The organism is Pseudomonas sp. PAGU 2196 (assembly GCF_022179005.1).
Lineage (GTDB): Bacteria > Pseudomonadota > Gammaproteobacteria > Pseudomonadales > Pseudomonadaceae > Aquipseudomonas > Aquipseudomonas kermanshahensis.
In genome coordinates this window covers 12,649-39,481 of record NZ_BNTL01000002.1, presented here as the reverse complement: position 1 = coordinate 39,481, position 26,833 = coordinate 12,649, and the positions used below count along the sequence as shown (strand labels likewise).

Sequence of the window (26,833 nt, the reverse complement as noted above, 5' to 3'; positions counted from 1 at the left end):
GTGTTGGATTAGCTGATGAACAAACTAGTCGTGAGTCTGCTGTTGACCATGGGTGTCGCAGGTGCGGCCATTGCTGCGGAACCTATCAAAGGCGATGCCGCCGCCGGCCAGGCCAAGACGGCCGTCTGTGGTGCCTGCCACAACCCCGACGGCAATAGCCTGGCACCGAACTTCCCGAAACTGGCAGGCCAGGGCCAGCGTTACCTCGAAAAACAACTGCACGATATCAAGTCCGGCAAGCGCACCGTGCTGGAGATGACCGGCATGCTGGCTGCCTTCAGTGACCAGGACCTGGCCGATATCGCGGCGTACTTCGCCAGCCAAAAAGGCAGCGTCGGGGCGGCCGACCCCAAGCTCGTCGAACGCGGCCGCGCCTTGTTCAATGGCGGCGACCTTGAAAAAGGCATGCCCGCCTGTACCGGCTGCCACTCACCGAACGGCGCAGGTATCGCCCTGGCCGGCTTCCCGCACCTGGGCGGGCAGCACTCGCAGTACGTGACCAAGCAACTGACCGAGTTCCGTGAAGGCGTGCGTACCAACGATGGCGATGCCATGACCATGCGTACCATCGCGGGCAAGCTGAGCAACCACGATATCGAAGCGTTGGCCAGCTACATCCAGGGCCTGCACTGAGGTAAATGGCGAGTTCTTCGCGGGCAAACCCGCGAAGAAGCTGGCGTATTAACATTCGGTTAATGTTGTAAGCCAAAGATGAAAGGGCGGCCGGACCGCCCTTTTTTACGTCCGCAGCCGTTACACTACAGAACTCGGGCCTGGCCCGGCCTGTCTTAACACAGGTCGCGTCGAGGCGACCCATGAATGCTCAGGAGTAAAGCATGCGTAAACTGATTCTCAGCGCTGCGCTGGTCGCCGCCAGCGTATTCGGTATGACCGCCGTACAGGCCGCCGAGCCTGTTGCCGGTAAGGAATATCTCGAGCTGAGCAACCCTGTTCCGGTTTCCGTGCCTGGCAAGATCGAAGTGGTCGAGCTGTTCTGGTACGGCTGCCCTCACTGCTACCACTTCGAGCCGGTAATCAACCCGTGGGCTGAAAAACTGCCGAAAGACGTTAACTTCAAGCGCGTACCGGCCATGTTCGGTGGCCCGTGGGACGCTCACGGCCAGATGTTCCTGACCCTCGAAGCCATGGGCGTCGAGCACAAGGTGCATGCCGCTGTCTTCGACGCCATCCAGAACCAGAAAAAGCGCCTGACCGACCCTCAGGACATGGCCGACTTCCTCGCCACTCAAGGCGTGGACAAGGACAAATTCCTCGCCACCTTCAACTCCTTCGCCATCAAAGGCCAGGTCAACCAGGCCAAGGAACTGGCGAAGAAGTACGAAATCACCGGCGTACCGAGCATGGTCGTCAACGGCAAGTACCGCTTCGACCTGGGCACCGCAGGCGGGCCAGAGGGCGTGCTGAATGTTGCCGACCAGCTGATCGCCAAGGAGCGCGCCGCTAAGTAAGCGGCGTACCCATGCCCCGCTTCCGAAGCACGCGTGGCATTGGCCTGCACCAGCCGCAGGTCAACGAACATCACCTGCAGGCGCCCGGCCTGCCAGAGGATGGGCGCCTGCGGCTGCTCAGTTTCAATATTCAGGTCGGCATCAGCACTGAGCGCTACCGGCATTACCTGACCCGCAGCTGGCAGCACCTGCTGCCGCACACCGGGCGTGCCAGCAACCTGCAAAAAATCGGCAAGCTGCTCAGTGACTTCGACCTGGTGGCCTTGCAGGAAGCCGATGGCGGCAGCCTGCGTTCGGGCTACATCAACCAGGTCGAACACCTGGCCCAACTGGGTGCCTTCCCTTACTGGTACCAGCAGCTCAACCGTAACCTCGGGCGCTTCGCCCAGCACAGCAACGGCGTGCTCAGCCGCCTCAAGCCGCAACACCTCGAAGACCACCCCTTGCCCGGCCCGGCCGGTCGCGGTGCCATTCTGGTGCGCTTCGGCGAGGGTGAAGATGCGCTGATCGTGGTGATGATGCACCTGGCGCTCGGCGCCAAAACCCGGGCCCTGCAGCTTGGCTACATTCGCGAGCTGATTGGCGGCTACCGCCATCAGGTGTTGATGGGTGACATGAACACCCATGCCACCGACCTGCTGGAGCATTCCCCCCTGCGCGACCTGGGCCTGGTCGCCCCGCAAGTCGAGGCCACCTTCCCCAGTTGGCGACCGCAGCGTTGCCTGGACCATATCCTGCTCAGCCCAAGCCTCACCCTTGAGCGCGTTGAGGTGCTGGCGCAGCCAATTTCCGATCACCTTCCCGTTGCCGTCGAGATTCGATTGCCTGATGCATTGACTGTGGATACGCTGCCGGTTTTGAGCTAATTGCCATCACCGTTTGCGGGCCCGGGCATGACTGACGACGCTGAGCGCTGGAAAGAGAAATACCTTAAGAGCATCGAGCAGCAAGAGAAGCTTGAACGCCGTTGGGACGCACGTCTCGACCTGTTGCGTCGTGGGCTGGTGCGCAGCACTCTGGCTGCCGAAGGCAGTGACAAGGTGGTGGACCAGTGCATGAAGGAAATGCGTGAGGTCATCCGCAGCGACAACATGGACGCAGGCCTTGCCGGGCTGATTCCGCGCCTGGAAAAAGCCGTGCTGGATTCCGAGCAACGCCGGGAAACCCGCATGAACCAGGTCAGCGATGCGCTGACGGCGCTAGTCACTCAGCTGCAAGGCTTGCCGCTGCCAAGCGACATTTCGCGGCCGCTGAAAAAACTGGCGAAGAAACTCGACGGCGGGGTTGCCCAGTCGCGTGAGTTGCCCCCGTTGCTGGGCGAGCTGAGCGGCCTGCAAGGTCGCGCGCTGGATGCGTTGGGCAAGCCTGAAGAAGAGCGGCCAGGCTTTTTGCAGCGCTTGTTTGGTGGTCGTGACAGCGAGCAGCCCGACGAAGCAGAGGTTGCACTGGCGGCAGCGCCTGTTGTGGCAATGGCTGAGGCCGTGGCGCCGCCCGTTGCCGCCCCCGTTCAGCACGTTGCCGAAGACCCGCAGCCCGAGGATGTAGACGCACTGCTGCCCTTGGCACCCCCAGCACTGGCTGAGCCAGCCTTGGTAGCGGAGCTGGAAGGGCCGGCGCTGATCGAAACCGCAGACGTGCCGAGCGCGCCACAACCCGAACCTGTGCCGGATGAGCCCCCAGCGCCGGAGCCAGTCCTCAGCCAAACCGCGGCAGAGGCCGCACCGCCGCAGACGCTGGAAGAAACCTTCGGTGAAGATGGCCCTTATGCCCTGCCCTACGCGGTAGAGCCGCCCTACAGCCAAGTGGCCGCCCATATCGAGCAGACCCTGATCGGCCTGCTCGACGACCTCAGCCTGCCCGAGCGGCACAAGGCCCAGGCCCTGGAAATGCGCGAGCGGGTGGCGCGGGGGCTGAACTGGTACGAACTGATCCCGGTGCTCGACGACTTGGCGGTGCTGATGCTGGCGATCACCGACAGCGGCCAGCACGAATTCGAGACCTACCTGCAACAGCTCAACGAGCGCCTGGAAAGCTTCCAGAGCCACCTGCACGAAGCCAGTGCCGGGCATGCCGACAACAGCACCGCCGCCGAGGCGCTGGACACCCAGCTGCGCCAGCAGGTCGATGGGCTGCAGAGCAGTGTGAAAGGCGCCGCCGACGTGGACAGCCTCAAGCACATCCTGGAAAACCGGCTCGAAGGCTTGCTGGTGACCATGGACGAGCACAAGCACGAGCGTGATCGCCGCGAGCAGGAACTTGCCGGTCGCCTGCAGGGCCTGTCCGAGCGCGTGGCGAACATGGAGCACGAGGCGCTTGGCTATCGCGAGCACCTTGAAGAGCAGCGGCAAAAGGCCTTGCTCGACCCGCTGACCGGCCTGCCCAATCGCGCGGCCTGGAGCGAGCACCTGGAACGCGAGATGCTCGACTGGCATGAAAACGGCGGCCACTTGGCCATGGCGATTCTCGACCTGGACCACTTCAAGCGCATCAACGACAACTATGGGCACCTGGCAGGTGACAAGGTGCTGAAGATCGTCGCCGACCAGCTGCGCAAGCGCCTGCGCGGGCGCGACTTCATCGCCCGCTTCGGCGGTGAGGAGTTCGTGCTGTTGTTCCCGCAGACTTCACCCGCTGCGGCCGCGCAGATGGCTGAGCTACTGCGTGCGACCATCGAAGCCTGCCCGTTCCATTTCAAAGGCGAGCGCGTGGTGATCACCGCGTCCATTGGCTTGGGTGCATTCCGCTCCGGCGAGCGCGGTGACCAGGTGCTCAAGCGCGCCGACACCGCGCTGTACCGTGCCAAGGACTTGGGGCGCAACCGTGTCGAGCAGGGGTAAGGGGCGGCGCTGACTCACGGCGAGCACAGGCCATTCAGAGCACGTTATACTGTAGCGCTTACACGCTGAGGCCGCCGACGTGCTTTCCACCGTTAAAAAAACACTGCTCACCTGCTTGCTGGTTGCTGTTGCGGGTTGCTCGACGGGCCTGCGCATCGACCGCAGCCACCCGTCGGCCAACCAGGACGAGCGTATCCAGTTTGTCGTCCTGCACTACACCAATGCCTCGCTCGAGCGCTCATTGGCGCTACTGACCCATGGCGAGGTCAGCAGCCACTACCTGATCGGCGATGGCCCGGCCACGGTGTATCAGTTGGTGGATGAAAGCCGCCGCGCCTGGCACGCCGGTGACAGCCAATGGCAAGGGCGCACCTGGTTGAATTCGACCTCGATCGGGATCGAAATCGTCAACCCAGGGTTCACCGATACGCCGAATGGCCGAGTCTGGCACCCCTACAGCGAAGCCCAGGTTCAGGCCTTGATCGCGCTGCTCAAGGACATCGTCAAACGCAACAACATCGACCCTCGGCATATCGTTGGCCACAGCGATATCGCGCCGTTGCGCAAGCTCGACCCAGGCCCGTTGTTCCCGTGGAAGCGCCTGGCCGACGCGGGTATCGGTATCTGGCCGGAGCCTAACGCAGTGGCGCGGCAACAAGCCTTCTTCAGCGTCAACCCGCCGAGCGTGAGCTGGTACCAGCAGGAGTTGGCACGGTTCGGCTATGCCATCGCGCAAACTGGCGAACTGGACGTTGCCACCCGGCATGTGATCGCGGCGTTCCAGATGCGCTTCCGCCCACAGCGCTTCGATGGCATGCCCGATGCCCAGACGGCCGCGATGCTGCAAGTGCTCAACCGCATGCGTTGATGCAGGAAGAATGGGCTGCGCAGCAGCCCTTGACCCGTTAATCGCCCAACGGCGAGGATGATTCTCGATTCAGTTGCTATACCTTGGTAATCAACTGGATGCCCTTGATGTCAGCCCTCATTACGACGCTGCGCCAAATTTTTTACCGTCCCTGGATGCTGGCCTCATTGGCAGCACTGGCCAGCGCCGCACTGTTGCTCAGCGCCAGCATCGGTATTGCCCTGCAGCAGATGAAACAAAGCGAGAGCGAACAGATGAATGCGCAGGGCGAGCGCTTTCTCGATCGCCTCGAGCAGGTATTTGGCCAGCTTCGTGAAGGGGTCGACACCCTGCAGGCGCAGCCTTTGCGCGGCTGCAGCCCAGAGATGCTGGCGGCATTGCAGCAGGTGGGCCTGAGTTCGCGCTTCATTTATGAAGCCGCGTACGTCGATGCCCATGTCGCCTGCTCCAACCGGGGGGATGAACGGGCCTTCGAGCCACTGCGCGCGCCCGACATCAAGGGGCCGACCTACAGCTACTGGTTGAACACCACGATCGAGCCCGACGAAAATCTGGCGGCCCTGATGCTGGGGCGTGGCAATTTCGTGGTGTCCACGTCGCGCGGGCACCTGACCGATGTTGTCGACCTGCCGCCCGGTGGCAGCCTGGTGGTGGTGCTGGACAACGGTACCCGGGCCATCCCGGTACTAGGCCCGCCGCAGGTGTGGCCACCGCCCTCAGCCTGGTCGGCCAGCCACAAGTCGCTGCTCGAATTGAGCGACCGCCTCATCTACCGCATGCCGACCAAATCGCCGGATTACCAACTGGTGCTGATTGCGCCACGCGCCAGCCTGCCCTTGCGCATGAACGGCATGCTCTGGCTGCTGTTCCCTGGCAGCGTGCTGGCCGCCTGCTGCATTGGCTGGCTGGTGTTGCAGCTGATTCTGCAGCGCCGCTCGATGAGCTCGGAGCTGCAGAACGCACTGCGCCGGGGCGAACTGCAGGTGCTTTACCAGCCGATCATCGAGCTCGACACACGGCGTTGTGTCGGTGCCGAGGCCCTGGTGCGCTGGCGCCGCCCGGACGGCACTTTGACCAGCCCGGACTTGTTCATTCCGTTGGCCGAAAATACCGGGCAGATCCGCCAGATCACTGACTTTGTCTTGCAGCGGGTGCTTGAGCAGTTGGGCCAGTTGCTGCGGTCGCACCGCAACCTGTACATCTCGGTAAACCTTGCGGCGTGTGATGTGATGGTCCCGCGTATTGGCCGGGTGGCGGCGCGGCTGCTGGCCTTGCACCGGGTGGCGGCCAGCCAGATCGCCTTCGAGGTGACCGAACGCGGCCTGATCGACGTGGTGGTAGCGCGCGACAACCTGCAGGCCCTGCGTGCGGTGGGCCACCAAGTGTTGATCGACGATTTTGGCACGGGTTACTGCAGCCTCGCCTACCTGCAGACGCTGCCCGTGGACTGCCTGAAGATCGACAAGGCCTTCATTGACGCCTTGGGGCACGACGCCGCCAGCAGCGGTGTGGCCCCGCACATCATCCGCATGGCCCACGACCTGCACCTGCGGGTGATTGCCGAAGGCATCGAATGCGAAGACCAGGCGGTGTTGCTCAACAGTGAAGGGGTCAATTACGGCCAGGGCTGGTTGTTCGCCCGGCCGTTGAACGCCCGTCAATTTGCCGAGCTGGTGACCCGCGGGTGGCGGGCGGTGCCGGCGCGGCGGGGTACCGATGAGTCTTGAGGGCAAACCCAGTCGTCAGACCGGCAGTGCCATGTAGAACTGAGTACCCTGCCCCGGCCGGGAAAACACGCCCATTCTGCCGCCGTGCAGTTGCACGATTTCTTTGCACAACGCCAGGCCAAGCCCCGCGCCACCTTTTTTGCGCCCTACCTGCACAAAGGGCTCGAAGATGCGCCCTTGCTGCCCATAGGCGATGCCTTCGCCGTTGTCTTCGACACTGATGATCACCCGCTCCGCATGCCGCCTGGCGTGAAGCCGTATACGGCCACCACTGGGGGTATGGCGGACGGCGTTGTGCAGCAGGTTGTCCAGCACCCGGTCGAGCTGGGCGATGTCGGCCTGAATACGTGGCAGCGGCAGTTCCAGCTCCTTGATCAACTCGATCTGTTTGTGCGCGGCCTGCTCGGTAAAACGCAGCTGCGCGCGCTCCAGCAGTTCATCGATGGCGCATGGGGCGAGGTCGAGCTTCTGCAGGCCGCTCTGGTAGCGGGAGAAATTGAGCAGGTCGTTGATCAGTTGGGTCAGCCGCTGCATTTCCTCGCCGATGGTCTCGAGCAGGTCGTACTCGCGCGCCTCGGGCGGGAACTTCACCCGCTCACGCAGCAGGCCGAACGCCATGTGCATGCCCGTGACCGGGGTGCGCAGCTCGTGCGAGGCACGCAGCACGAACTCGCTGCGTACGCGCTCGAAGGCCCGTTGCTCGGTGACATCGTGCAGCACCATCACCGCACCCAGGATCGGCCCCTGGGGGTGGCTGACCGGTGTCAGGCTGTAGGTCAGCAGGCGGGTTTCTTCATCGACGTCAATATTCAGGTCGTCGGGTGGGCGCTCTAGGCTGCCACCGCGCAGCACCTGGCGTAGCTGTTGCTCCAGCTCCGGGCGTTGCAAGGCTTCGGCCAGGGTGTTGCCCAGGCGGCTGTCGCTCCAGCCCAGCTGGCGCTGCGCCACAGGGTTGAGGTGTTCCAGGCGGCCTTGGCGGTCAATGATCAGCAGGCCATCGTCGATGCTGTCTAGCACCGCTTGCAGGCGTTGCTGGCCGGCCAGCAGTTCATCGACGTTGGTTGCCTGGTGCTTGCGCAAGGCGTCGGCCATGAGCCCGAAGCGTCGGGTCAGTTGGTTCAGCTCGATGGCTTGGGTGACTGGCAGCGTCACATCGAAGTCGCCCTTGCCGAGTTGGTCGGCCGCCTTGGCCAAGGCTTCGATCGGTTGGCCGAAGCGTCGCGCGATGTTGTGCGCCGTGATGAAACCCAGCACCAGGATCACCAAGCCCATCAGGCCAAGGACGCCGCTGACCATCAAGGCGCGATCGCGGGTATGTTCCTCGCTGCGGGTAATGTGATCCAGCGCTTGCTTGTGGGCGTCGATGAGGTCGGTGCGCACTTGGTTGAAGGCAGCCCCCAGGGGCTGGTCCATACCCATGCTGCGCGCCGGTGCGGGGCTGTCGCGGTAGGCCTCGAGGAAGGTCTGGTAGTTGCTGCTGGCCTTGCTGAAGCCGGTGCGTTCGCCGCCTTGTTCAAGCCCTTGGTTGAGCAGGGACTGGAAGTTGTCTTGCAGCACTTGCAGGCTTTGCGGCGCGGTGTCTTCGTCGAGGATCAGGGTCAGCTGTTCGCCGAGGTTCTGCCGCAATTTAAGCCCCACTTCCAAGACGTGGGTGGTGTCTCGCACGAGCTGCTGTTGCACCGAGGCCATCTGCAGCACGCTCACCAGGCCCAGCATCAGGCCGAGCAAGGCCACCGTGACCAGCGCCGAAATGCTGAGGAAAAGCCGCGTGCGCAGCTTCATCTGCCACTTCATAGGTTGTACTGCTTACGTTTGCGATACAGGGTCGAGGCATCGATGCCCAGGGTTTTGGCGGCCTGGTCAAGGGTATCGCTGGCAGCCAGCACCGCGCCGATGTGGGCGCGCTCCAGTTCATCCAGGCTCAAGGCTGCGCCAACCCGTGGTGCGTTGCCGGCGGGTTGTTCGCCCATGCCCAGGTGGCTGATCTCGACGCGCTCCTGCGGGCAGATGATGCTGGCGCGTTCGACCACGTTGCGCAGTTCACGGATGTTGCCAGGCCAGCGGTAGTTGAGCAGGGCTGCACGGGCTTCGTCGCTGAAGCCGCGGGCGGGCCGGGAGTATTCCTTGACGAAGCGGGCCAGAAAACGATCGGCCAGGGTCAGGATGTCTTCGCTGCGCTCGCGCAGGGGCGGCAGGTGCAAGGTGATCACGTTCAGGCGGTACAGCAGGTCTTCGCGGAAGCGGCTTTCGCGCACCATCTCCTCGAGGTTGAGGTTGGTGGCGGCCAGAATGCGCACATCGGCGCGTCGGGTGACCGGGTCACCCACGCGCTCGTACTCCTTGTCCTGGATAAAGCGCAGCAGCTTAGGCTGCAAGGTCAGTGGGAAATCGCCGATTTCATCCAGGAACAACGTGCCTCCGTCGGCCTGGCTGACCCGGCCAAGGGTACTCTCGCTGGCACCGGTGAAGGCGCCGCGGGTATGGCCGAACAGCTCGCTTTCCATGAGCTCGGCATTCAGCGAGGGGCAGTTGATGGTGACGCAGGCTTTGCGCGCACGCTTGCTCCAGCCATGAATGGCGCGGGCCAGCTCGCCCTTACCGGTGCCGGACTCGCCCAGGATGAGGATGTTGGCATCGGTGGTTGCGACCTGACGCGCCGTTTCCAGCACCACCATCATGGCCGGGCTGTGCGAGTCGAGGCCGTCCTTGGGTTTGCGCACCTCGCCTTCGAGGGCTTCGAGGCGTGCCGACAGTTGGCGCACTTCCAGCTGTTTGGCGGTGGCCAGGCGCAGCTGGTCTGGGCTGCAGGGCTTGACCAGGTAATCGGCCGCCCCTGCCTGGATGGCATCCACCGCGGTGTCGATCGCCGAATGCGCGGTCACGATCACCACCCGCATCCAGGGGGCCTGGATGCGCATCTGCGCCAGCACGTCGAGGCCGTTGTCCTCGCCCAGGCGCAGGTCGAGGAAGCACAGGTCGAACACCTGGCGTTGCAACAAGGTTTCGGCCTGGGCGGCACTGTTGGCGGTGGCCACGCTATAGCCTTCGTCTTCGAGGCAGTAGCGGAAGGTGCGCAGGATCGCGGACTCGTCATCCACCAGCAGAATGCGGCCTTGGTTGTCCTGGGCTGATTCCATTTCCTGCGCTCCTTAGGATAGATCTTCAATTAGTGTGGGAAAAATCGGGCAAGTTGCATGGTCAATTCTGAAGGATTCTGTCCTTTGCATGCTAGCCAATGGCCAAAGTAAGCCCGAAAACCGCGATATCTCGATGATTTGCTTAGAGCTACGCGCTGGCACATTGGTTGCGACTATTTTCTGTTTTTGCCAACAAAGGAGGCACAGCCATGCCCTTTTCCCCACGACTGGCCGTGTTGGCGGCCACCTTGCTGCCGGTATTGACCCCGGCATTCGCTGACCCTGTGCAGGACGCCCGCCTGGAGGGCTCGCTGCAAACCGCGTTATCGCTCAACAGGATGCTCAACCCGTTTCGCATCGATGTCGAGGTGGACGGCCAGCAGGCGCGGCTGACCGGTGAGGTCGAGAACGATGTCGAGCGCCAGTTGGCCGAGCATGTTGCCCTGGCTACCCGCGGGATCGAACAGGTCGACAACCAGTTGAAGGTCAATGCCCAGCTGGTGGAGCGCCCGCTGGAACTGCGGGCTTATGCACAGCGGCTGGAAGATGCAACGTTGGCTGCCGTGATCAGGGCACGGCTGCTGTGGAGCCGCACGACCGAGAAAGCGCCTATCGAGGTGCAAAGCAGCGATGGCGTGGTGACGCTTCGCGGCAGGGTCGACAGCGCAGAGGCCAAGGAGCTGGCCGGGGTGGTGGCGCGAACCACCGACGGCGTGCACCTGGTCAACAACCTGGTCAGCCTGGATACCGCCGCCATGGCCAAGGCTCGCGAGAACCCGGTGGGTGCCCCGACCGGGCCGCAACCCAGCGATAGCTGGATCGTCGACAAGATCCAGAACAGCTTCCGTTTCAGCCGCAACCTCGATGGCCTGAACCTCAAGGTGGCCAGCCAAGAGGGCCTGGTGCGGCTGTCGGGAGAGGTGGTCAGCAGCGAGCAGAAAACCATCGCCGTGGAGATCGCCCGGCAGATTATCGGCGTGCGCGGTGTGGACGCCGACCTGCTCAAGGTCGCGACCAAGGTCGAGGGCTGATCGTGCAATTCGCACGACGCCAAGGACGGCATCGTGCAGGATACGTCCTTCGGTGCCATGGGTTATTATCTTAAGTATCTGATTTTAAAGGAGTTTTATTGAATTCAAAGGCTGGCATGCAGGCTGCAATTACCTGTTCAGGTTTGAACAACAATTACAGCAGGAGGAGCCGGCATGAACCGCCAATCCGTCAACCGCTCGCAGAACGCCGCACTGCCTTTGCGCCAGTTCCTGTTTCTCGGCATGGCGCTGCTGATGACTTTGGCCGCCGGCCTCTTCTACTACAGCTGGCAGACCGCGCGTCTGGCGGATCAAGTGGCGGCGCAGACCGCGCTGTTGACGCAGATTCAGGCAACCCGTGCCAGCACCCTGGTCAGGGCGGCTGACCCGCTGCCTTCGCCTAAGGCCAATGCCTCGCCGGCCACCGTAGAAACTGTCGTACCCCAGGATCGCTGGGTGTTCTGAGCCTGTCCTGGACGCCTAGGGCCGGATTGATTTCAAAAAAGAAAGGAGAACCACCATGCTGAGTTGGGCTATCACTTTCCTCATCATCGCCATTGTCGCCGCCGTACTGGGCTTCGGTGGTATCGCTGGCGCCGCCACGGGTATCGCGAAGATCCTGTTCATCGTCTTCCTGGTCCTGTTCGTAGCCTCCTTCTTCTTTGGACGTGGTCGAGGTTGACGATGAGCAGGAAGCTTTGCACTGCCCTGGCTGCCGCCTTGTTGCTGGGCGGCAGTGCAGGGGCGATGGCGGCCAATGACGGCCAGGTCCGGGTCGATCAGTTGCTCGGCTCGGACCCTGAATACCGGGAAGCCTGGGAGGACACGATCAAGGGCGAGGAACGGCTGCCCGATTGGGTAGTCAACCTCACCGGCAGTGCCCAGGAGCAGATGTCGGCAGTCACCGAGGACGGCGACCAGTACCTGGTCGGCCCCCTGTGCGAAACGGCGGACAACTGCACCTACAAACGCCTGATCGTGGCGTTCAGTTGGGACAAGGACGATGCCTACGGGATGCTCGTGGAGGTACCCGAAGGCTTGCCGAGCGACAAGTCGCCTACCCGTCATGCGCAGTACCGCTGGCTTGGCAAGCCGGATGACGGCATGAAGGCGATGTTGCGCGAGCAACTCAAGCGTGACCCGAAATGGTACTGAGCTTTTTGCCAGCGCTGATGAACGGTAACGCACTGTCACGTAATAGAAGCTGAACCTTTTTATAGTTCAGGCTTCTATGATGCGCCGCCCCGAGGAGGGGCAGCACATGACCATGGGGCCGGGCTGTTCTGATTGTTGCAAGATCGGAGTGGCCTAGGGGTACAGGGAGTGCCTCCAGTATTGGGCCGGGTCAGGAAAGGCGGAATCGGAAGCCTCAGGTCGGGGGTGTCATCGGGGACACCGCACCGACCTGACTTCCGAGGAGCCATCAGCCATTTCATCAATGCCATCGTCCAATGGCCCCTCTTGCGTGTTTTTCGCTTCGGGACACATTTTGTCTCGACCGTACATCACATTTTTTTTGCGTTCGATGCCGCCGCCGCAAGTGTCATTTCGGCCATTCGGATTGTCGAACAAGCCATTCATCCCCCTCCATACGCACTGCCATATCGGCCCAAAAATGGCGCTTTGGTCTTGTTCGGGTTTCCGAACGTTATAAATCAAGCACTTGCGACATGCCATTTTCAGCGCAAACCGTTATGCAGTATCGGCATGGGTTATGCGTTTCCGGCATTAGATTTCCCCCTTCCCCATCGCAATAGTTGCCGCCTTTTCGCTGGCCCGAGCGCCCTGTCGCTCGCTCGCGGTGTCCTTACATGAGGTCGCCGGACGGAAGCTTTTTCGCTCACCGTGACGTTGCCAACGGCTCTGTTACGCGCGTTTTCGTTCGACGCCCATGACCACTAGAACAAAGGGTAAAGACATGAAGAAGGCAAAACTGAGCCTCGCCTGGCAGATCGTTATCGGTCTGGTCCTGGGCGTTGCAATCGGCGCGCTACTGAATCATTTCAGTGCGGAAAAGGCATGGTGGATCAGCAACGTCCTCCAGCCCGCTGGTGACATCTTCATTCGCCTGATCAAGATGATCGTCGTCCCGATCGTGATTTCGTCGCTGATCGTGGGCATCGCCGGAGTTGGCGACGCGAAGAAACTGGGCAGCATCGGCCTCAAGACCATCATCTACTTCGAAGTGGTGACCACCATCGCCATCGTCGTCGGTCTGGTGTTGGCCAACCTGTTCCACCCGGGCGCTGGCATCGACATGAGCACCCTGGGTACCGTGGACATCTCCAAGTACCAGGCCACCGCGGCCGAAGTGCAGCATGAGCACGCGTTCATCGAAACCCTGCTGAACCTGATCCCGTCGAACATCTTCGCAGCGCTGATGCGTGGCGAAATGCTGCCGATCATCTTCTTCTCGGTAATGTTCGGCCTGGGCCTGTCGAGCCTGCAGGCAGAACTGCGCGACCCACTGGTGCGTACCTTCCAGGCTGTGTCGGAGACCATGTTCAAGGTCACCCACATGATCATGAACTACGCCCCGATCGGCGTATTCGCCCTGATCGCCGTGACCGTCGCCAACTTCGGCTTCAGCTCGCTGCTGCCGCTGGCCAAGCTGGTGTTGCTGGTGTACTTCGCCATCGCCTTCTTCGCCTTCATGGTGCTGGGCCTGGTGGCGCGCGTGTTCGGCTTCTCGGTGATCAAGATCATGCGCATCATGAAAGATGAGCTGATCCTGGCCTACTCCACCTCCAGCTCCGAAACCGTGCTGCCACGGGTGATCGAGAAGATGGAGAAGTACGGTGCGCCGAAGTCGATCTGCTCGTTCGTGGTGCCGACTGGCTACTCGTTCAACCTCGATGGTTCGACCCTGTACCAGAGCATCGCGGCAATCTTCATTGCCCAGCTGTACGGCATCGACCTGTCGTGGAGCCAGCAGCTGCTGCTGGTCCTGACCCTGATGGTCACTTCCAAAGGCATTGCCGGTGTACCGGGCGTATCCTTCGTGGTACTGCTGGCGACCCTGGGCAGCGTGGGCATCCCGCTGGAAGGCCTGGCCTTCATCGCTGGTGTCGACCGCATCATGGACATGGCCCGTACCGCACTGAACGTGGTAGGCAACGCCCTGGCCGCGCTGGTTATCGCACGCTGGGAAGGCATGTACGACGCTGCCAAGGGCGAGCAGTACTACGCCTCGCTGATGGCCGACAAGCAGGAAGCTGCAGTGGTTGGCCAGACCGCCAAACGCTGAAGCTAAAGCGTTGAACAAAAAGCCCCGACTTGTCGGGGCTTTTTGCTATCTGTTGTAAAGCACACCGGCCTGTGGGAGCAGCCTTGTGCTGCGAAGAGGCCGGGGCAGGCGCTGAGAACAGAACAGTTGTCACCGGCCTCTTCGCAGCACAAGGCTGCTCCTACAGGGGGGTGGGCTACGTTTGGCGCTAATGAACAGCTCGATACGCTATCATTCGGGCATTTTTCAGGGGGAATACACGGATGCTCAACGGCCTTTGGCTCGGCTTTTTCCTGGTGGCGGCCGTGTCCGCCCTGGCCCAATGGCTGATCGGCGGTAACGCCGGCATCTTCGCGGCGATGGTCGAGAGCATCTTTGCCATGGCCAAGCTGTCGGTGGAGGTGATGGTCCTGCTGTTCGGCACCCTGACCCTGTGGCTGGGCTTTCTGAAAATCGCCGAGAAGGCCGGTATCGTCGAGTGGTTGGCCAAGGTGCTTGGCCCGCTGTTCGCCAGGCTGATGCCAGAGGTACCCAAGGGCCACCCTGCGCTGGGCCTGATCACCATGAACTTCGCCGCCAACGGCCTGGGCCTGGACAACGCGGCCACGCCGATCGGCCTGAAGGCCATGCGGGCGCTGCAGGAGTTGAACCCCAGCAGCACCACCGCGAGCAACGCGCAGATTCTGTTCCTGGTACTCAACGCCTCGTCGCTGACCCTGTTGCCGGTGACCATCTTCATGTACCGCGCGCAACAAGGCGCGGCCGACCCGACGATGGTGTTCCTGCCGATCCTGCTGGCCACCAGCGTGTCAACCGTGGTCGGCCTGCTGTCGGTGGCCGTCATGCAGCGCCTGCGTTTGTGGGACCCGGTGGTACTGGCGTATCTGATCCCCGGCGCGCTGCTGTTGGGCTGCTTCATGGCCTTTCTCGGCACCTTGTCGGCGGCCGCGCTGTCGAGCCTGTCGTCGCTCCTGGGCAACCTCACGCTGTTTGGCGTGATCATGCTGTTTCTAGTGATCGGCGCGCTGAAGCGGGTCAAGGTATACGAAGCCTTTGTCGAAGGGGCCAAGGAAGGCTTCGACGTGGCCAAGAACCTGCTGCCTTACCTTGTGGCCATGCTGGTGGCGGTGGGTGTGCTGCGCGCTTCGGGCGCCCTGGAGCTGGCGCTGGATGGCATTCGCCATGCGGTGAACTGGATGGGCCTGGATACACGCTTCGTCGAAGGCCTGCCCACCGCGCTGGTCAAGCCGTTCTCCGGCAGTGCCGCGCGGGCGATGTTGATCGAGACCATGCAGACGCAAGGCGTGGACAGCTTCCCGGCGCTGGTCGCAGCGACCATCCAGGGCAGCACCGAGACCACGTTCTATGTGCTGGCGGTGTATTTCGGTGCAGTGGGCATCCAGCGGGTGCGCCACGCGGTCGGTTGCGCACTGCTGGCGGAGTTCTCCGGGGTGGTTGCGGCGATCTTCGTCTGCTACTGGTTCTTCGGCTGAGCCTGCGCGGCCTGGGCGACTGTCCAGGCCACCACCTGCCCTGCCAGCTGGTCGCTGGCCGCGCCGAAGCCTGCGACGACAGCCGCGACCTGCTTGTCGGCCAACGGCCGGCGGATTTCGAACCGTTTGCTGGCCAGAATGCGCTGGCTACGGCCCTGGACCAGCCGCGCATCGTAACGAATCACCACCTCCACTGCCCCGTCCGGGCGGTACTCGCTTTGAAACGCCTGCAGCTCGCCGGCCAGCTCGTAGTCAGCCTGCAGGTTGCTGTCGTCGGCGCTCAGGCGCTGCACCTGGCCGTCACGCTGGAACCCGTCGAGCAGGCGGTTGCGCAGCAGTACCGGCACAGCGTCGCTCCAGCGCGCGCCCTTGTAGCTGCTGACCACGTCGCCGTGTGGAATCACCGTGATCCGGGGGCCGGCCAGCACTTCGCTGGCCAGCGGTTTGTTCAGCCGCAGCGACCAGTCCAGCGGCGTGGCAACGCGGCTTGGCTGGTTCACGGGCAGGCGATAGAGGTCCACAGGTTCGCTTGGCGGCAGGATCGAGCAGGCACTGGCCAGGCTCATCGCGGCCGCCAGGGCCAACAGGCGCAGCGAAGGTTTCATGGCTGGAACTCCTTGTTGTTGTCGCGGCCGAGCAGGTAGCCGCTCGGGTCGGCCTCCAGTTGCCGGGAAATGCCCTTCAGTGCGTTGAGGGTCTCGCGCAGCTCGCGGATTGCGGGGGTTAGCTGGTTCAGGCCTTGGGCACCGTCGCCAATGGCCTCACTGTTGTTCTTGAGCAGCTGGTTGATGGTTGCCGTGCTGTCGGCCAGCGACTGCATGGCCTGCCCGGCATTGCCGATGGCTTGCTTGCCTTCGCTGCCGAGCAGGCCGTTGGCGTTGCGCATCAGTGCCTGGGTTTCGGCCAGGGTGGCGCTGGCCTGTTTGCCAACCTGCACCAGTTGCTCGATGGCCTGGGCAATGCCGCCGTTCTGGCCGGCGAAGGCACTGGTGGTCTTGTCGAGGTTGGCCAGGGTGCTGCTGAGGTGGCCAATGTTGTCGTCAGAGAACATCTGGTTGGCGTTGTGCAGCAGCAGGTTGATGTTGGTGACCAGGTCGCTGCTGTCGTTGAGCAGGCGTGAGATTGGCGAAGGCGAAGCGATGATCACGGGCAACTTGCCGTCCTTGCCCTTGAGCTCCGGGCTGTGGGGCGTGCCACCGCTGAGCTGGATGAACGAGTTGCCGGTGACCCCGGCCAGGGTCAGCTTGGCCTGGGTGTCTTCCTTGACCGGTGTGTCGCCGCTCAGCCGTACGCGGGCGAGCACGCGGCGCGGGTCTTTGGGGTCCAGGCGCAGGGTCGACACGTCGCCGACCTTGATGCCGTTGTACTGCACCGGGCTACCCCGGGACAGGCCCGAGACGGCTTCGTTGAACACCACTTCGTAATCCTTGAAGGCATCGTCGACACTGGACTTGGTCAGCCACAGGCCGAACAGCATGGCACCGGCCACCACCAGGACGGTGACCAGGCCAATGAGGACATGATGTGCTCGGGTTTCCATCGTTCAGCGCTCCTGCCTCGGGCGGGCGGCGGCCTGTTCGGCTGCACGCCCGCGGGGGCCGTGAAAGTATTCTTGAATCCAGGGGTCGTTGGCTTGCTCGACCTCGGCCAGGGGGCCGGCCACCAGCACCTTCTTCTGCGACAGCACCGCGATGCGGTCGGTGATGGTGTAGAGGGTGTCCAGGTCGTGGGTGATGAGGAACACCGAGAGGCCCAGTGCGTCGCGCAGGGTCAGGATCAACTGGTCGAACGCGGCCGCGCCGATCGGGTCGAGGCCCGCGGTGGGTTCATCGAGGAACAGGATGTCCGGGTCCAGGGCCAAGGCGCGTGCCAGCGCCGCGCGCTTGATCATGCCGCCGGACAGCGAGGCCGGGTATTTGTCGGCGGCCGAAATCGGCAGCCCGGCCAGGGCCAGCTTGACCCCGGCCAGGTGTTCGGCATCCGCGCGGGACAAACCAGCATGCTCGATCAGCGGCAAGGCGACGTTTTCGGTGATGGTCAGCGACGAGAACAGCGCACCCTTCTGGAACAGCACGCCGAAGCGCCGCTCGACCAACGAACGCTGCTCTTCGCGCAGCTCGGCCAGGTCTTGGCCGAATACCTTGATCTGCCCTTCGTTGGGCCGGCGCAGGCCAATGATGCTGCGCAGCAGCACCGATTTGCCGCTACCCGAGCCGCCGACCACGGCCAGGATCTCGCCCCGGTACAGGTCCAGGTCGAGGTTTTCATGCACGCTCTGGCTGCCGAAGCGGTTACAGATGCCCCGGGCCTCGATGACTGTTTCCCGCCCGCTCACCAGCCCATCTCCATGAAGAACAGTGCCGCCACCGCGTCCAGCACGATGACCACGAAAATCGACTGCACCACTGCCGAGGTGGTGTGTGCCCCAACGGATTCTGCGCTGCCACTGACCTTGAAGCCTTCAAGGCAGCCGATGGCCGCGATCAGGAAGGCGAAAAACGGCGCCTTGGCCAGGCCGACGAGGAAGTGCTGCACACCGATGTCGGTCTGCAGCAGCGACAGGAACATGGCCGGTGAGATATCCAGCGACAGCGCGCAGACCACCGCGCCGCCGACAATGCCGCAGATCATCGCGAGGAAGGTCAGCAGCGGCAACGAGATCAGCAGGGCCAACACCCGGGGCACGACCAGCAGCTCCATCGGGTTCAGGCCCAGGGTGCGGATGGCGTCGATTTCTTCGTTGGCCTTCATCGAGCCGATCTGCGCGGTGAAGGCACTGGCCGTGCGGCCGGCCATGAGGATGGCGGTCAGCAGCACGGCGAATTCACGCAGGAACGAGAACGCCACCAGGTCGACGGTAAAGATGGTCGCGCCGAAGGCAGCCAGCACCGTGGCGCCGAGAAACGCCACCACCGCGCCTACCAGGAAGGTCAGCAAGGCCACGATGGGGGCGGCGTCCAGGCCAGTCTGCTCGATGTGAGCGACCACCGGGGTAAGCCGCCAGCGGTGCGGCTGGAAGGCCCTTCGCAGCAGGGTTTCCAGAATCAGGCCGACGAAGCCGAGCAATTGCCGGGTGTCTTGCCAAAGGGTATTGACGGCACGGCCGATGCGCTCCAGCAGCAACAGCAGCACCGGGCGTTCTGCCTCCTTGACCGGGATGCAATAGTCCTGGACGGAGCAGTAGACGTTCTTGAGCAGGGCGCGGCTGGCGTCGGGCAGGCTGTCGGTGCAATGGGACAGGCGCTCGGAACCGAGCAGTTCGGCCAGCAGCGAGGCGCCGGCGGTGTCGAGGCGGCCCAGTTGGCTGAGGTCGGCAACGGTGTCGCTGCTGCATTGCGTGCGCAACTGGTCGCTTTCGCGCTTGAGGCTGGCGTAGTGGGCCAGGGTCCAATCACCGGTAATGCGCAGGCAGGCGGGGTGTTGATTGGTGTCCAGGGTGGCACTGGGGGGGGTCATAGGCTCCATGCAACTGACTCGGCGCTAAGGCTTAGGGGCTGATCATAGCGCAGAGGGCATGGGCTGGTTTGTTGATTATGTGCTGAGTGTGGGAGCTGGGGGCCGCATTGCGGCCCATCGCAGCGGTTCGGCGCCCCGGCAAGCCCCAACCATCACTTCGTCGCAGTGTCGTCGACCACCTTGAAGCGCAGCACACCAATCACCTGCCCGTCTTCGGTCAGCACCCTCACCTGCCATTTGCCCACCGGGTTAGGCGGGAAGTTCTGCTTGTGGGTCCAGGCGCGGTAGCCTTCCTTGCGCCCACCGTGGATGTCCAGGGCAATACGGTCGACTTCCGTGCCGTCCTTTTGCCACACGTGATAGATCCGCTCGTTCAGGCCTCGTGGTGCGTTGATCGAGGTGTACGCATACAACCCGCTGCTCTTGATGCGGCTGGCAGCGATCTCGTCCAGCGACTCGCCGGGCTGGCGGTTGAGTACTTCGGTACTGACGGCCACTTCGGTCATCCACAGCGTCGCCGGTGGTACCCAGGAGCGTAGCAACCAGCCTCCGGCCCCGACCGACAGCGTCACCAGCACCAGGGCCACGCCGCGCCGCCAGGTATTCACCGGGAAGCTGCTGGCCAGGCTTGGGAACGACAGGGCCATGGCGATGATCAACGCCAGCTTGAAGCTCTGGGCGGTGGTCAGGTGCAAAATGATGGGCAGCGCGGTCAGCAATGCTGCGAACAAAGTCAGGGTGTGCAGCGCGAGGAACAGCCAGCGCCGTGGGGCCAGCCACTTGTAGTACAGCGGGTCGACGATCGAAATCAGCCCGGCAGCGCCCAGCAAGCCGGTGAACACCAGCTGGCCGCTGTTCCAGGTGGTGGTGATGAAGAAGAACGGCAGGACGAAGAACAGGGTCTCCTGGTGGATCATCTGCGTTGCGTAGCGCAGCAAGGGCTGCGGGATTTCGCGGTTGAAGGTGCGGGCGAACAGGCCGGTAAGGGTGTTTTCCAGCATCAGCCAGACCCAACTGACCAGCATCAGGACGGCTACCCAGCTGGCAAGGCCGGCCTGGCGGTCGACCAGGATGAAGCTGCCGATGCCAGAGAGGAAACCCCCAAGCGCAATGATGCCGGGGTAGCGTTTAAGCAGTTCGATGACGCGCTGGACGAAGCGGGGAATTGGGGGCATGGGTCTACAACAGGAGAGATAGGGTGGCTGTGCCGGCCGCTTCGCGGACAAGCCCGCGCCCACAGGGGCAATGTCTACCGTTGTGGGAGCGGGGCCGCGAACAGGCCGGTACTGGCTAAAGGATACCGCCGAATCACTTCTGCCGTGTAGCACCGCTCGGTGGTTGCGGGGTGTGCCGGCGCCAGCGCAGCAACCCTGCCGCCAGGATCAGCCCCAGCAGCAGGGCGAGCAGCCCGTACAGCTCGTCGTAACCCAGCAGCGGTTTCTCGATGCGCAGGTAACCCGGGTCCTTGAGCAATTCCTTCAGTGCCTCATTGGCCTGTGCCAGGCTGACCTGGCGCAACTTGCGCGCAGGGTTGGCAAAGCGGCCGTCGGTGTAGTCGTTCAACGCGCCCCAGTAATAGTCGGCCAAGGCACTGTTGCCTTGGGTACTCCAGCTTTCCCGGGCAACGCTGGCGTCCTTGATACGGGCGAAGGTGTCCGGGTCGAGGCCTTCCTTGCGCAGGTGATCGAACAAGCCCTGCATCACCTTGACCGCCTTGTCGATGTCGTCGCGTTCCAGGTCGGCGTTAAGACTGAGCATGCCACTGTCGCCGAAGCTTTCGCGCTGCACCGATGGGCCGTAGGACAGCCCATTGCGCAGGCGCAACTGGTCGTACAGTGCCCAGTCCAGGTAGCGTGACAGCAGGTCGAGGGTCGGCTGGTGGTCGTTGTCCAGCACCGGCTCGATGAACAGCCAGTGCAACTTGACGCTGTCGCCCAGCCAGCCGCGGGTCAGGTCGCGGCGTTGTTCGGCCTGCTGGCTGATGCTCTCGAGGTTGCGGCGCTCTTCCGGTTCGGTGGCAGGCAGCTCGCCAAAAGTCCGCTCCAGGTAGGCCGGCAGCAGGCGGTCGAGGCCACCGACCAGGATCAGGGTCATGTTGTTGGCCGCGTACCAGCGGTCGCGCAGGGCCTGCACCTGTTCCAGGGTCATGTCGTCGATGTTCGAGCGCTCGGCGCACTTGAGGCCCAGCTCGGTGGCCAACTGGTCACTGGCGGGGTGGCCGATGTCCTGGCGGTCGAGCCAGCGCTGCAGGTGGCCATAGTGGCCGCCATCTTCGCGCTCGATGATCCTTTTCGCCGTGGCCAGGGCCTTGGCGTCGATCGGGGTGTCGCGGATTATCGCCAGCAGCAGGTCGAGGACTTTACGCTGGTTGCGCGCCGGCGCTTCGATCACGAAGGTGGTATCGGCGCTGCTGGTGTAGGCATTCCACTCGCCGCCCAGGGCTTGCAGGCGCTCTTCCAGGCCGCCCTCGCCCGTTTCGTCGATGCCGCTGAACAGCAAGTGCTCGAGCAAGTGCGGCAGCTCTTTCTGCTCGCAACTGAAGTCATCCAGGCCGACCCCCACCACCAGGCGGATGGCCACGTGGTCACGTTCATAGCCGTTCTTGAGGATGACCTGCAGGCCGTTGGGCAGCAGGTAGCCTTCAACCCGCGAGCGGTCGAGGGCGAGCGTGGGCAGGCTGCAGATCAGTAGGCAAACGAACATCAGGCAACGCATGGGCGAGCTTGAATCTCCTGGTTGGCGAAATCACGGCAAGCGGGCTTCGTCCGGCACGCTGTCGAGCATTAGCCCGCCCGTGTCCGAGCCACCGAGTACCACATAGGCACTGCTGCAGAACAAAGAGTTCAACCGCTTCATGTCTGCGATCAGCTCCAAGTGTAGCGAACTGGTCTCGATACTTTGCACCACCTTGCGTTGCAGGCGGCTGACATGGGCGTGGGCAAGGCGCCGTTCCTGCGCACGAAACCGGCGTTTTTCACGCAGCAACAGCTGCGCACTTTCGGGGTCGGCGCTGAGGAATACGGACAGGCCTAGGCGCAGATTCGACAGCAACTGCTCCTGCAGGCCGGTCAGCTCTTCCAGGCCGACCTGGGAAAACTCGCGGCGCTGGCTGGTTTTCTGCTGCTGGACTTTGCGCAGCATGCGTTCGACCAGGTCGCAGGCCAGCTTGAGGTTGATCGCCAACTCGATGATTTCGGCCCAGCGCCGGTTATCGCGCTCGCTGAGGTCCTCCCGCGTCATCTGCGCCAGGTACAGTTTGATGGCGCTGTACAGGGCCTCGGCGTCCTCGGCCAAGGCGCGCACCTGCTGCGGCAGGGCGGCTTGCGTGCCGCGCAGGGCCCCGAGCATGGCTTCGAGCAGGCTGTCGACGATGTCGCCCAGGCGCAGGGTTTCGCGGGCCGCGTTGGCCAGTGCCAGGCTGGGCGTTTCCAGCGCTGAGGCATCAAGGTGGCGCGGGCGTACTTGGCCATTGCCGTTTTCGCGCTCGGGCAGCAAGAAGTTGCACAGCCGGCCCATGGGTTTGACGGTTGGCAGCATGAGCAGGCAGCGCAGGGTGTTGTAGAGCAGGTGGAACCCGATCACTAGCTCCTGAGGGCTGAAGCTCAAGGTGTCCATCCACTCCACCAGTGGGTGCAGCACCGGAATGATCAGCAACAGGCCGAACAGCTTGTACAGCAAGCTGCCCAGCGCGACGCGCCGCCCGGCGGCGTTCTGCATGCTGGTGCTGATGAAGGCCAGCAAGCCGCTGCCGATGTTGGCACCCACCACCAGGCCGATGGCCACCGGCAGGCTGATCACTTCAGCGCCGGCCAGGGTCGCGGTGAGCAAGACCGCCGCCAGGCTGGAATAGGAGATCATGGCGAACAGCGCGCCGACCAAGGCGTCGAGCAAGATGTCGCCGGTCAACGACGCGAACAGGACTTTCACGCCCTGGGCATGGGTGATGGGCGCAGCGGCCTGCACGATCAGCTCCAGGGCCAGGATGATCAAGCCAAGGCCAATCCCTACCCGCCCCAGCTGGCCGACGCGGGTTTGTTTGCGCGAGAGGAAGAAGATCACACCCAGGAAGATCAGCAGGGGCGACAGCCACGACAGGTCGAAAGTCAGTACCCGGGCCATGAGCGCGGTACCGACATCGGCGCCAAGCATGATCGCCAAGGCCGGTGTCATGGCCATCAGGCCTTGGCCGACGAAGGATGTGACCAGCATCGCGGTGGCGTTGCTGCTCTGCACCATGGCGGTTACCAGAATCCCGGCGATGAACGCCAGGGGGCGTTTGTTCATGTTCTGGCTGATGATGCGGCGCAGGTCAGAGCCGAAAACCCGGAGGATGCCGGTACGCACGATGTGTGTGCCCCAGACCAATAGCGTCACGGCCGAGAGCAGGTTGAGCAGGGTCAGCATGGCGAAGCCCCCTGTTGCCAATGGCCCATGTGGGCCAATAAGTGGAGCGTGGGCGTTTTGGAAAATTTCAGTGCCCACTCAAAGCTTTAGTTGTTTTGTGCAGCGCTTGCCAGCTTCGCATGGCTGTCGGCGATTTGAAACAACCGGTCATGAATGATTGCCCTGCTGGCCTCTTCGGGGGTAAACCCGCTCCCACAGGGATCGTTGGCGGCCTGTGGGAGCGGGTTTACCCGCGAAGAGGCCGGCACAAAAAACTGCATACCTGCCGTGCAGACACGAAAAAGGGCCCCGAAGGGCCCTTGCTTAAAACGCGCTTCCTGGGTTTATTGACCCGGAATGTCCTTGCGCAGTTTCACCGGATCATGCTCTTTGCCATCTTTGCGCGACAGGGCGGTGCGCATACGGATGTTGATCGCTTCGACCGCCAGCGAGAACGCCATGGCGAAGTAGACGTAGCCTTTCGGCACATGCACGTCGAACGATTCAGCGATCAGCACGGTACCGACCACGATCAGGAACGACAGCGCGAGCATCTTCAGCGAAGGGTGTTTGTCGATGAAGTTACTGATGGCACCGGCGCACAGCATCATCACCAGCACGGCGACGACAATGGCGGCGATCATTACCGGCACATGGGAGACCATGCCCACAGCGGTGATCACAGAGTCCAGCGAGAACACGATGTCGATGATGGCGATTTGGATGATGGTGTAGAAGAACTTGCCGCCCGCGCCTTTCGGTTCGTCCGAGCTTTCGTCTTCGCCTTCCAGGCCGTGGTAGATCTCCTGGGAGCTCTTCCACAACAGGAACAGGCCGCCGAAGAACAGGATCAGGTCGCGGCCGGAGATGCCTTGGCCGAAGACCACGAACAGATCGGCGGTCAGGCGCATGACCCAGGTGATCGACAGCAACAGCATGATACGGGTGACCATGGCCAGGGCCAGGCCGAAGATCCGGGTACGTGGCTGCATGTGCTTGGGCATGCGGCTGACCAGGATCGAGATCATGATGATGTTGTCGATCCCGAGAACGATCTCAAGCGCGGTGAGGGTGAAAAAGGCAACCCAGATTTCCGGGCTGGTCAGCCATTCCATGTGTATTCCTTCGAACGGTAAAGGCGACGCGCCCCATTTTGGGGCGCATCGCGGGAGGGGTAATACGTGTTTATTAAAGACTACTGAACAGCGGGAAAATCCCCATTAGCAGCGCGGCGAGCATTATGCACAGGCACACCAGAACTGCCCACTTCAGGGTGAAGCGCTGGTGGTCACCGAACTCGATGCCGGCCAGGGCCACCAGCAGGTAGGTGGAGGGTACCAAGGGGCTGAGCAGATGTACCGGCTGGCCGACGATCGACGCGCGGGCCATCTCGACCGGGCTGATGCCGTAGTGGCTGGCTGCCTCGGCGAGTACAGGCAACACGCCGTAGTAGAAGGCGTCGTTGGACATGAAGAACGTGAACGGCATGCTCACGATCGCGGTGATCACCGCCAGGTACGGGCCCAAGGCCTCGGGGATGACCGCCAGCAGGCTCTTGGACATGGCATCGACCATGCCGGTGCCGGACAGGATGCCGGTGAAGATACCGGCGGCGAAGATCAGCCCGGTTACCGCCAGAACGCTGCCGGCGTGGGCGGCAATGCGGTCTTTTTGCTGCTGCAGGCAGGGGTAGTTGACGATCATGGCGATGCTGAAGGCGATCATGAACAGCACCGGCAGTGGCAGCACGCCTGCGATCAGGGCAACCATCAGGGCTGCCGTCAGGGCACCGTTGAAGTACAGCAGTTTTGGCCGGCGTGCCTCCGGGAACTGCGACACGGTGATTTCGCTGTGGTCGATGTCGTCGGTCGGCAGGTGCAGTTCGCCCAGGCGGGCACGTTCACGCTTGCCGTACATATAGGCAATGGCCAGGATCGCCAGTACGCCGAACAGCATGGCTGGGATCATGGGCACGAAAATGTCCGACGGGTCCACGTGCAGTGCGCTGGCGGCGCGTGCGGTCGGGCCACCCCAGGGGGTCATGTTCATCACCCCGCCGGCCAGGATGATCAGGCCGGCCATGATCCGCGGGCTCATGCCCAAGCGGCTGTACATGGGCAGCATGGCGGCGCAGCAGATCATGTAGGTGGTGGCGCCGTCACCGTCGAGCGAGACCACCAGGGCCAGCACGGCGGTGCCGACCGAGACTTTCAGCGGGTCGCCTTTGACCAGCTTGAGGATCTTGCGCACGGCCGGGTCGAACAGGCCGGAGTCGATCATCAGGGCAAAGTAGAGGATGGCGAACATCAGCATCACGCCGGTTGGCGCGAGTTTGCTGATGCCCTCGAGCATCATGGGGCCGATCTTGGCGGAGAAACCGCCGAACAGGGCGAACAGGATCGGTACCAGGATCAGCGCGATCAAGGCCGACAGGCGCTTGGTCATGATCAGGTACATGAAGGTGATGACCATGGCAAAGCCGAGGAAGGTCAGCATGGCAATACTCCAGGCGTGGCGCGGCGAAAGGACAGTCGATTCGGGCGGATCAGCGCGTCAGGCGCTGTGCAGGGAGCATGCGGAGGGGGACGACATGAAGGCGGGCACAGGAATACATCAGAATCACCATTGTTGTTGTTGATTGGGCCGGGCGCGGAAGATTCCGGGTGCCCTGGCTGACCGGTCTTGTGCCGGTAGTGGGCGCTATCCTAAGAGGGCAAGCTTTCAGCCAGCTTTCGCTGTGACAAAGGCGACGGGAGGTAGGTGATGCAGAATGTGACCGAAGGTGGCTGCCACTGTGGTGGCTTGCGGTATCGGCTGGAGGGTGCGCTTACGGATGTCGCCCACTGCCATTGTTCGATCTGTCGGCGCGTCAGTGGCGGGCTGGTGGTGACTTGGCTGACGGTGCCGCGTTCCGCATTCCAGTGGTTGGCGGGCGAGCCGCGCTGCTATGTGGCGCCGGCCAGTTGCAGCCGGTATTTTTGCGGGCAGTGTGGGGCGCATGTGGCATTGGTCACTTCGCACAGCTCGGACAGCATCGATGTGACGGTGGCGACGCTGGACCACCCGGAGCGGGTGCGGGCCAACCGGCATATCTGGACGGGTAGCCGGTTGCCCTGGTTGCACCTGGATGAGGATCTGCCTGGGGAGGTTGGGGAAAGCCTGTAGGTCATCTGTTTGGTCACATGGCCTTCGCGGGCTTGCCCGCG

General features: G+C 62.9%; 25 protein-coding genes. 13 read left to right on the top strand and 12 right to left on the bottom strand.

The features are described from left to right. Window positions 1–15 precede the first annotated feature (15 nt). The 6 genes from MFF34_RS01585 (at window position 16) to MFF34_RS01560 (ending at window position 6,901) form a co-directional block, all read left to right on the top strand. Window positions 16–633, top strand: coding sequence for a cytochrome c (locus tag MFF34_RS01585; RefSeq protein ID WP_099452557.1), 618 nt, complete (start codon window positions 16–18; stop codon window positions 631–633). A gap of 203 nt (window positions 634–836) precedes the next feature. After that, window positions 837–1,469 (top strand): thiol:disulfide interchange protein DsbA, encoded by a 633-nt coding sequence (gene dsbA / locus MFF34_RS01580; RefSeq protein WP_085272105.1) that lies wholly within the window; start codon window positions 837–839, stop codon window positions 1,467–1,469. 11 nt (window positions 1,470–1,480) lie between these two features. Beyond that, the gene (locus MFF34_RS01575; RefSeq protein ID WP_027591971.1) at window positions 1,481–2,335 is read left to right on the top strand and encodes an endonuclease/exonuclease/phosphatase family protein; all 855 of its coding nucleotides are present in this window, start codon (window positions 1,481–1,483) and stop codon (window positions 2,333–2,335) included. A 27-nt stretch (window positions 2,336–2,362) separates the two neighbouring features. Continuing rightward, on the top strand, window positions 2,363–4,306 hold the full coding sequence (locus MFF34_RS01570; protein WP_238209806.1) for a diguanylate cyclase: 1,944 nt from the start codon (window positions 2,363–2,365) through the stop codon (window positions 4,304–4,306). Between the two features lie 79 nt (window positions 4,307–4,385). Beyond that, window positions 4,386–5,174, top strand: a complete 789-nt coding sequence (locus tag MFF34_RS01565) for an N-acetylmuramoyl-L-alanine amidase (protein WP_027591969.1) — start codon at window positions 4,386–4,388, stop codon at window positions 5,172–5,174. Window positions 5,175–5,281: 107 nt separating this feature from the next. After that, on the top strand, window positions 5,282–6,901 hold the full coding sequence (locus MFF34_RS01560; RefSeq protein WP_238209799.1) for an EAL domain-containing protein: 1,620 nt from the start codon (window positions 5,282–5,284) through the stop codon (window positions 6,899–6,901). 15 nt (window positions 6,902–6,916) lie between these two features. Here the strand turns inward: MFF34_RS01560 and MFF34_RS01555 are convergent, their stop codons facing one another. Further along, entirely contained in the window at window positions 6,917–8,695 is a 1,779-nt protein-coding gene (locus tag MFF34_RS01555) for a KinB sensor domain-containing domain (RefSeq protein WP_238209797.1), read from the bottom strand. Beyond that, on the bottom strand, window positions 8,692–10,038 hold the full coding sequence (gene algB / locus MFF34_RS01550; protein WP_027591966.1) for a sigma-54-dependent response regulator transcription factor AlgB: 1,347 nt from the start codon (window positions 10,036–10,038) through the stop codon (window positions 8,692–8,694). The genes MFF34_RS01555 and algB overlap by 4 nt, the downstream gene beginning before the upstream one ends. A gap of 209 nt (window positions 10,039–10,247) precedes the next feature. Between algB and MFF34_RS01545 the strand changes: the two genes are divergently transcribed. The 4 genes from MFF34_RS01545 to MFF34_RS01530 all read left to right on the top strand — a co-directional run bounded on the left by MFF34_RS01545 (window position 10,248) and on the right by MFF34_RS01530 (window position 12,224). After that, complete coding sequence (locus MFF34_RS01545) at window positions 10,248–11,069, top strand: BON domain-containing protein (RefSeq protein WP_186679095.1); 822 nt, start codon at window positions 10,248–10,250, stop codon at window positions 11,067–11,069. A 174-nt stretch (window positions 11,070–11,243) separates the two neighbouring features. Beyond that, window positions 11,244–11,534, top strand: coding sequence for a hypothetical protein (locus MFF34_RS01540; protein WP_085272104.1), 291 nt, complete (start codon window positions 11,244–11,246; stop codon window positions 11,532–11,534). 55 nt (window positions 11,535–11,589) lie between these two features. Continuing rightward, window positions 11,590–11,751 (top strand): DUF1328 domain-containing protein, encoded by a 162-nt coding sequence (locus MFF34_RS01535; RefSeq protein WP_003252966.1) that lies wholly within the window; start codon window positions 11,590–11,592, stop codon window positions 11,749–11,751. A gap of 2 nt (window positions 11,752–11,753) precedes the next feature. Next, on the top strand, window positions 11,754–12,224 hold the full coding sequence (locus MFF34_RS01530; RefSeq protein ID WP_027591963.1) for an inhibitor of vertebrate lysozyme family protein: 471 nt from the start codon (window positions 11,754–11,756) through the stop codon (window positions 12,222–12,224). Window positions 12,225–12,452: 228 nt separating this feature from the next. Here the strand turns inward: MFF34_RS01530 and MFF34_RS01525 are convergent, their stop codons facing one another. Next, on the bottom strand, window positions 12,453–12,650 hold the full coding sequence (locus MFF34_RS01525) for a hypothetical protein (RefSeq protein ID WP_238209795.1): 198 nt from the start codon (window positions 12,648–12,650) through the stop codon (window positions 12,453–12,455). A gap of 337 nt (window positions 12,651–12,987) precedes the next feature. Between MFF34_RS01525 and gltP the strand changes: the two genes are divergently transcribed. Together gltP and MFF34_RS01515 are read left to right on the top strand one after the other, a co-directional pair. Then, window positions 12,988–14,316, top strand: a complete 1,329-nt coding sequence (gltP, locus tag MFF34_RS01520; protein ID WP_027591962.1) for a glutamate/aspartate:proton symporter GltP — start codon at window positions 12,988–12,990, stop codon at window positions 14,314–14,316. Window positions 14,317–14,558: 242 nt separating this feature from the next. After that, window positions 14,559–15,788: a nucleoside recognition domain-containing protein gene (locus MFF34_RS01515; RefSeq protein ID WP_238209792.1), complete on the top strand. Its 1,230-nt coding sequence runs from the start codon at window positions 14,559–14,561 to the stop codon at window positions 15,786–15,788. Here the strand turns inward: MFF34_RS01515 and MFF34_RS01510 are convergent. The 9 genes from MFF34_RS01510 to MFF34_RS01470 all read right to left on the bottom strand — a co-directional run bounded on the left by MFF34_RS01510 (window position 15,770) and on the right by MFF34_RS01470 (window position 26,123). Then, window positions 15,770–16,393: an ABC-type transport auxiliary lipoprotein family protein gene (locus tag MFF34_RS01510; RefSeq protein WP_238209790.1), complete on the bottom strand. Its 624-nt coding sequence runs from the start codon at window positions 16,391–16,393 to the stop codon at window positions 15,770–15,772. The two genes, MFF34_RS01515 and MFF34_RS01510, sit on opposite strands and share 19 nt — an antisense overlap. Further along, window positions 16,390–17,328 carry an MlaD family protein gene (locus tag MFF34_RS01505; protein ID WP_027591959.1) on the bottom strand — a complete coding sequence of 313 codons (939 nt, stop codon included), beginning with the start codon at window positions 17,326–17,328 and terminating at the stop codon, window positions 16,390–16,392. The genes MFF34_RS01510 and MFF34_RS01505 overlap by 4 nt, the downstream gene beginning before the upstream one ends. 3 nt (window positions 17,329–17,331) lie before the next feature. After that, entirely contained in the window at window positions 17,332–18,123 is a 792-nt protein-coding gene (locus MFF34_RS01500) for an ABC transporter ATP-binding protein (RefSeq protein ID WP_027591958.1), read from the bottom strand. Then, a complete protein-coding gene (locus MFF34_RS01495) occupies window positions 18,120–19,253 on the bottom strand; it encodes an ABC transporter permease (RefSeq protein ID WP_027591957.1) in 1,134 nt (377 codons plus the stop codon). Before MFF34_RS01495 ends, MFF34_RS01500 begins: the two co-directional genes overlap by 4 nt. Before the next feature lie 143 nt (window positions 19,254–19,396). Further along, window positions 19,397–20,419 carry a DUF5924 family protein gene (locus MFF34_RS01490; RefSeq protein WP_238209788.1) on the bottom strand — a complete coding sequence of 341 codons (1,023 nt, stop codon included), beginning with the start codon at window positions 20,417–20,419 and terminating at the stop codon, window positions 19,397–19,399. A gap of 133 nt (window positions 20,420–20,552) precedes the next feature. After that, complete coding sequence (locus MFF34_RS01485; RefSeq protein WP_238209786.1) at window positions 20,553–21,959, bottom strand: pitrilysin family protein; 1,407 nt, start codon at window positions 21,957–21,959, stop codon at window positions 20,553–20,555. Window positions 21,960–21,989: 30 nt separating this feature from the next. Continuing rightward, the gene (locus tag MFF34_RS01480; RefSeq protein ID WP_099428020.1) at window positions 21,990–23,648 is read right to left on the bottom strand and encodes a Na/Pi cotransporter family protein; all 1,659 of its coding nucleotides are present in this window, start codon (window positions 23,646–23,648) and stop codon (window positions 21,990–21,992) included. 323 nt (window positions 23,649–23,971) lie between these two features. Then, entirely contained in the window at window positions 23,972–24,742 is a 771-nt protein-coding gene (locus tag MFF34_RS01475; RefSeq protein WP_027591953.1) for a TerC family protein, read from the bottom strand. Between the two features lie 73 nt (window positions 24,743–24,815). Then, the gene (locus tag MFF34_RS01470; RefSeq protein WP_085272100.1) at window positions 24,816–26,123 is read right to left on the bottom strand and encodes a CitMHS family transporter; all 1,308 of its coding nucleotides are present in this window, start codon (window positions 26,121–26,123) and stop codon (window positions 24,816–24,818) included. Between the two features lie 267 nt (window positions 26,124–26,390). On the opposite strand from MFF34_RS01470, the gene MFF34_RS01465 reads away from it, so the two are divergent. Beyond that, entirely contained in the window at window positions 26,391–26,792 is a 402-nt protein-coding gene (locus MFF34_RS01465) for a GFA family protein (protein WP_238209784.1), read from the top strand. Window positions 26,793–26,833 lie beyond the last annotated feature (41 nt).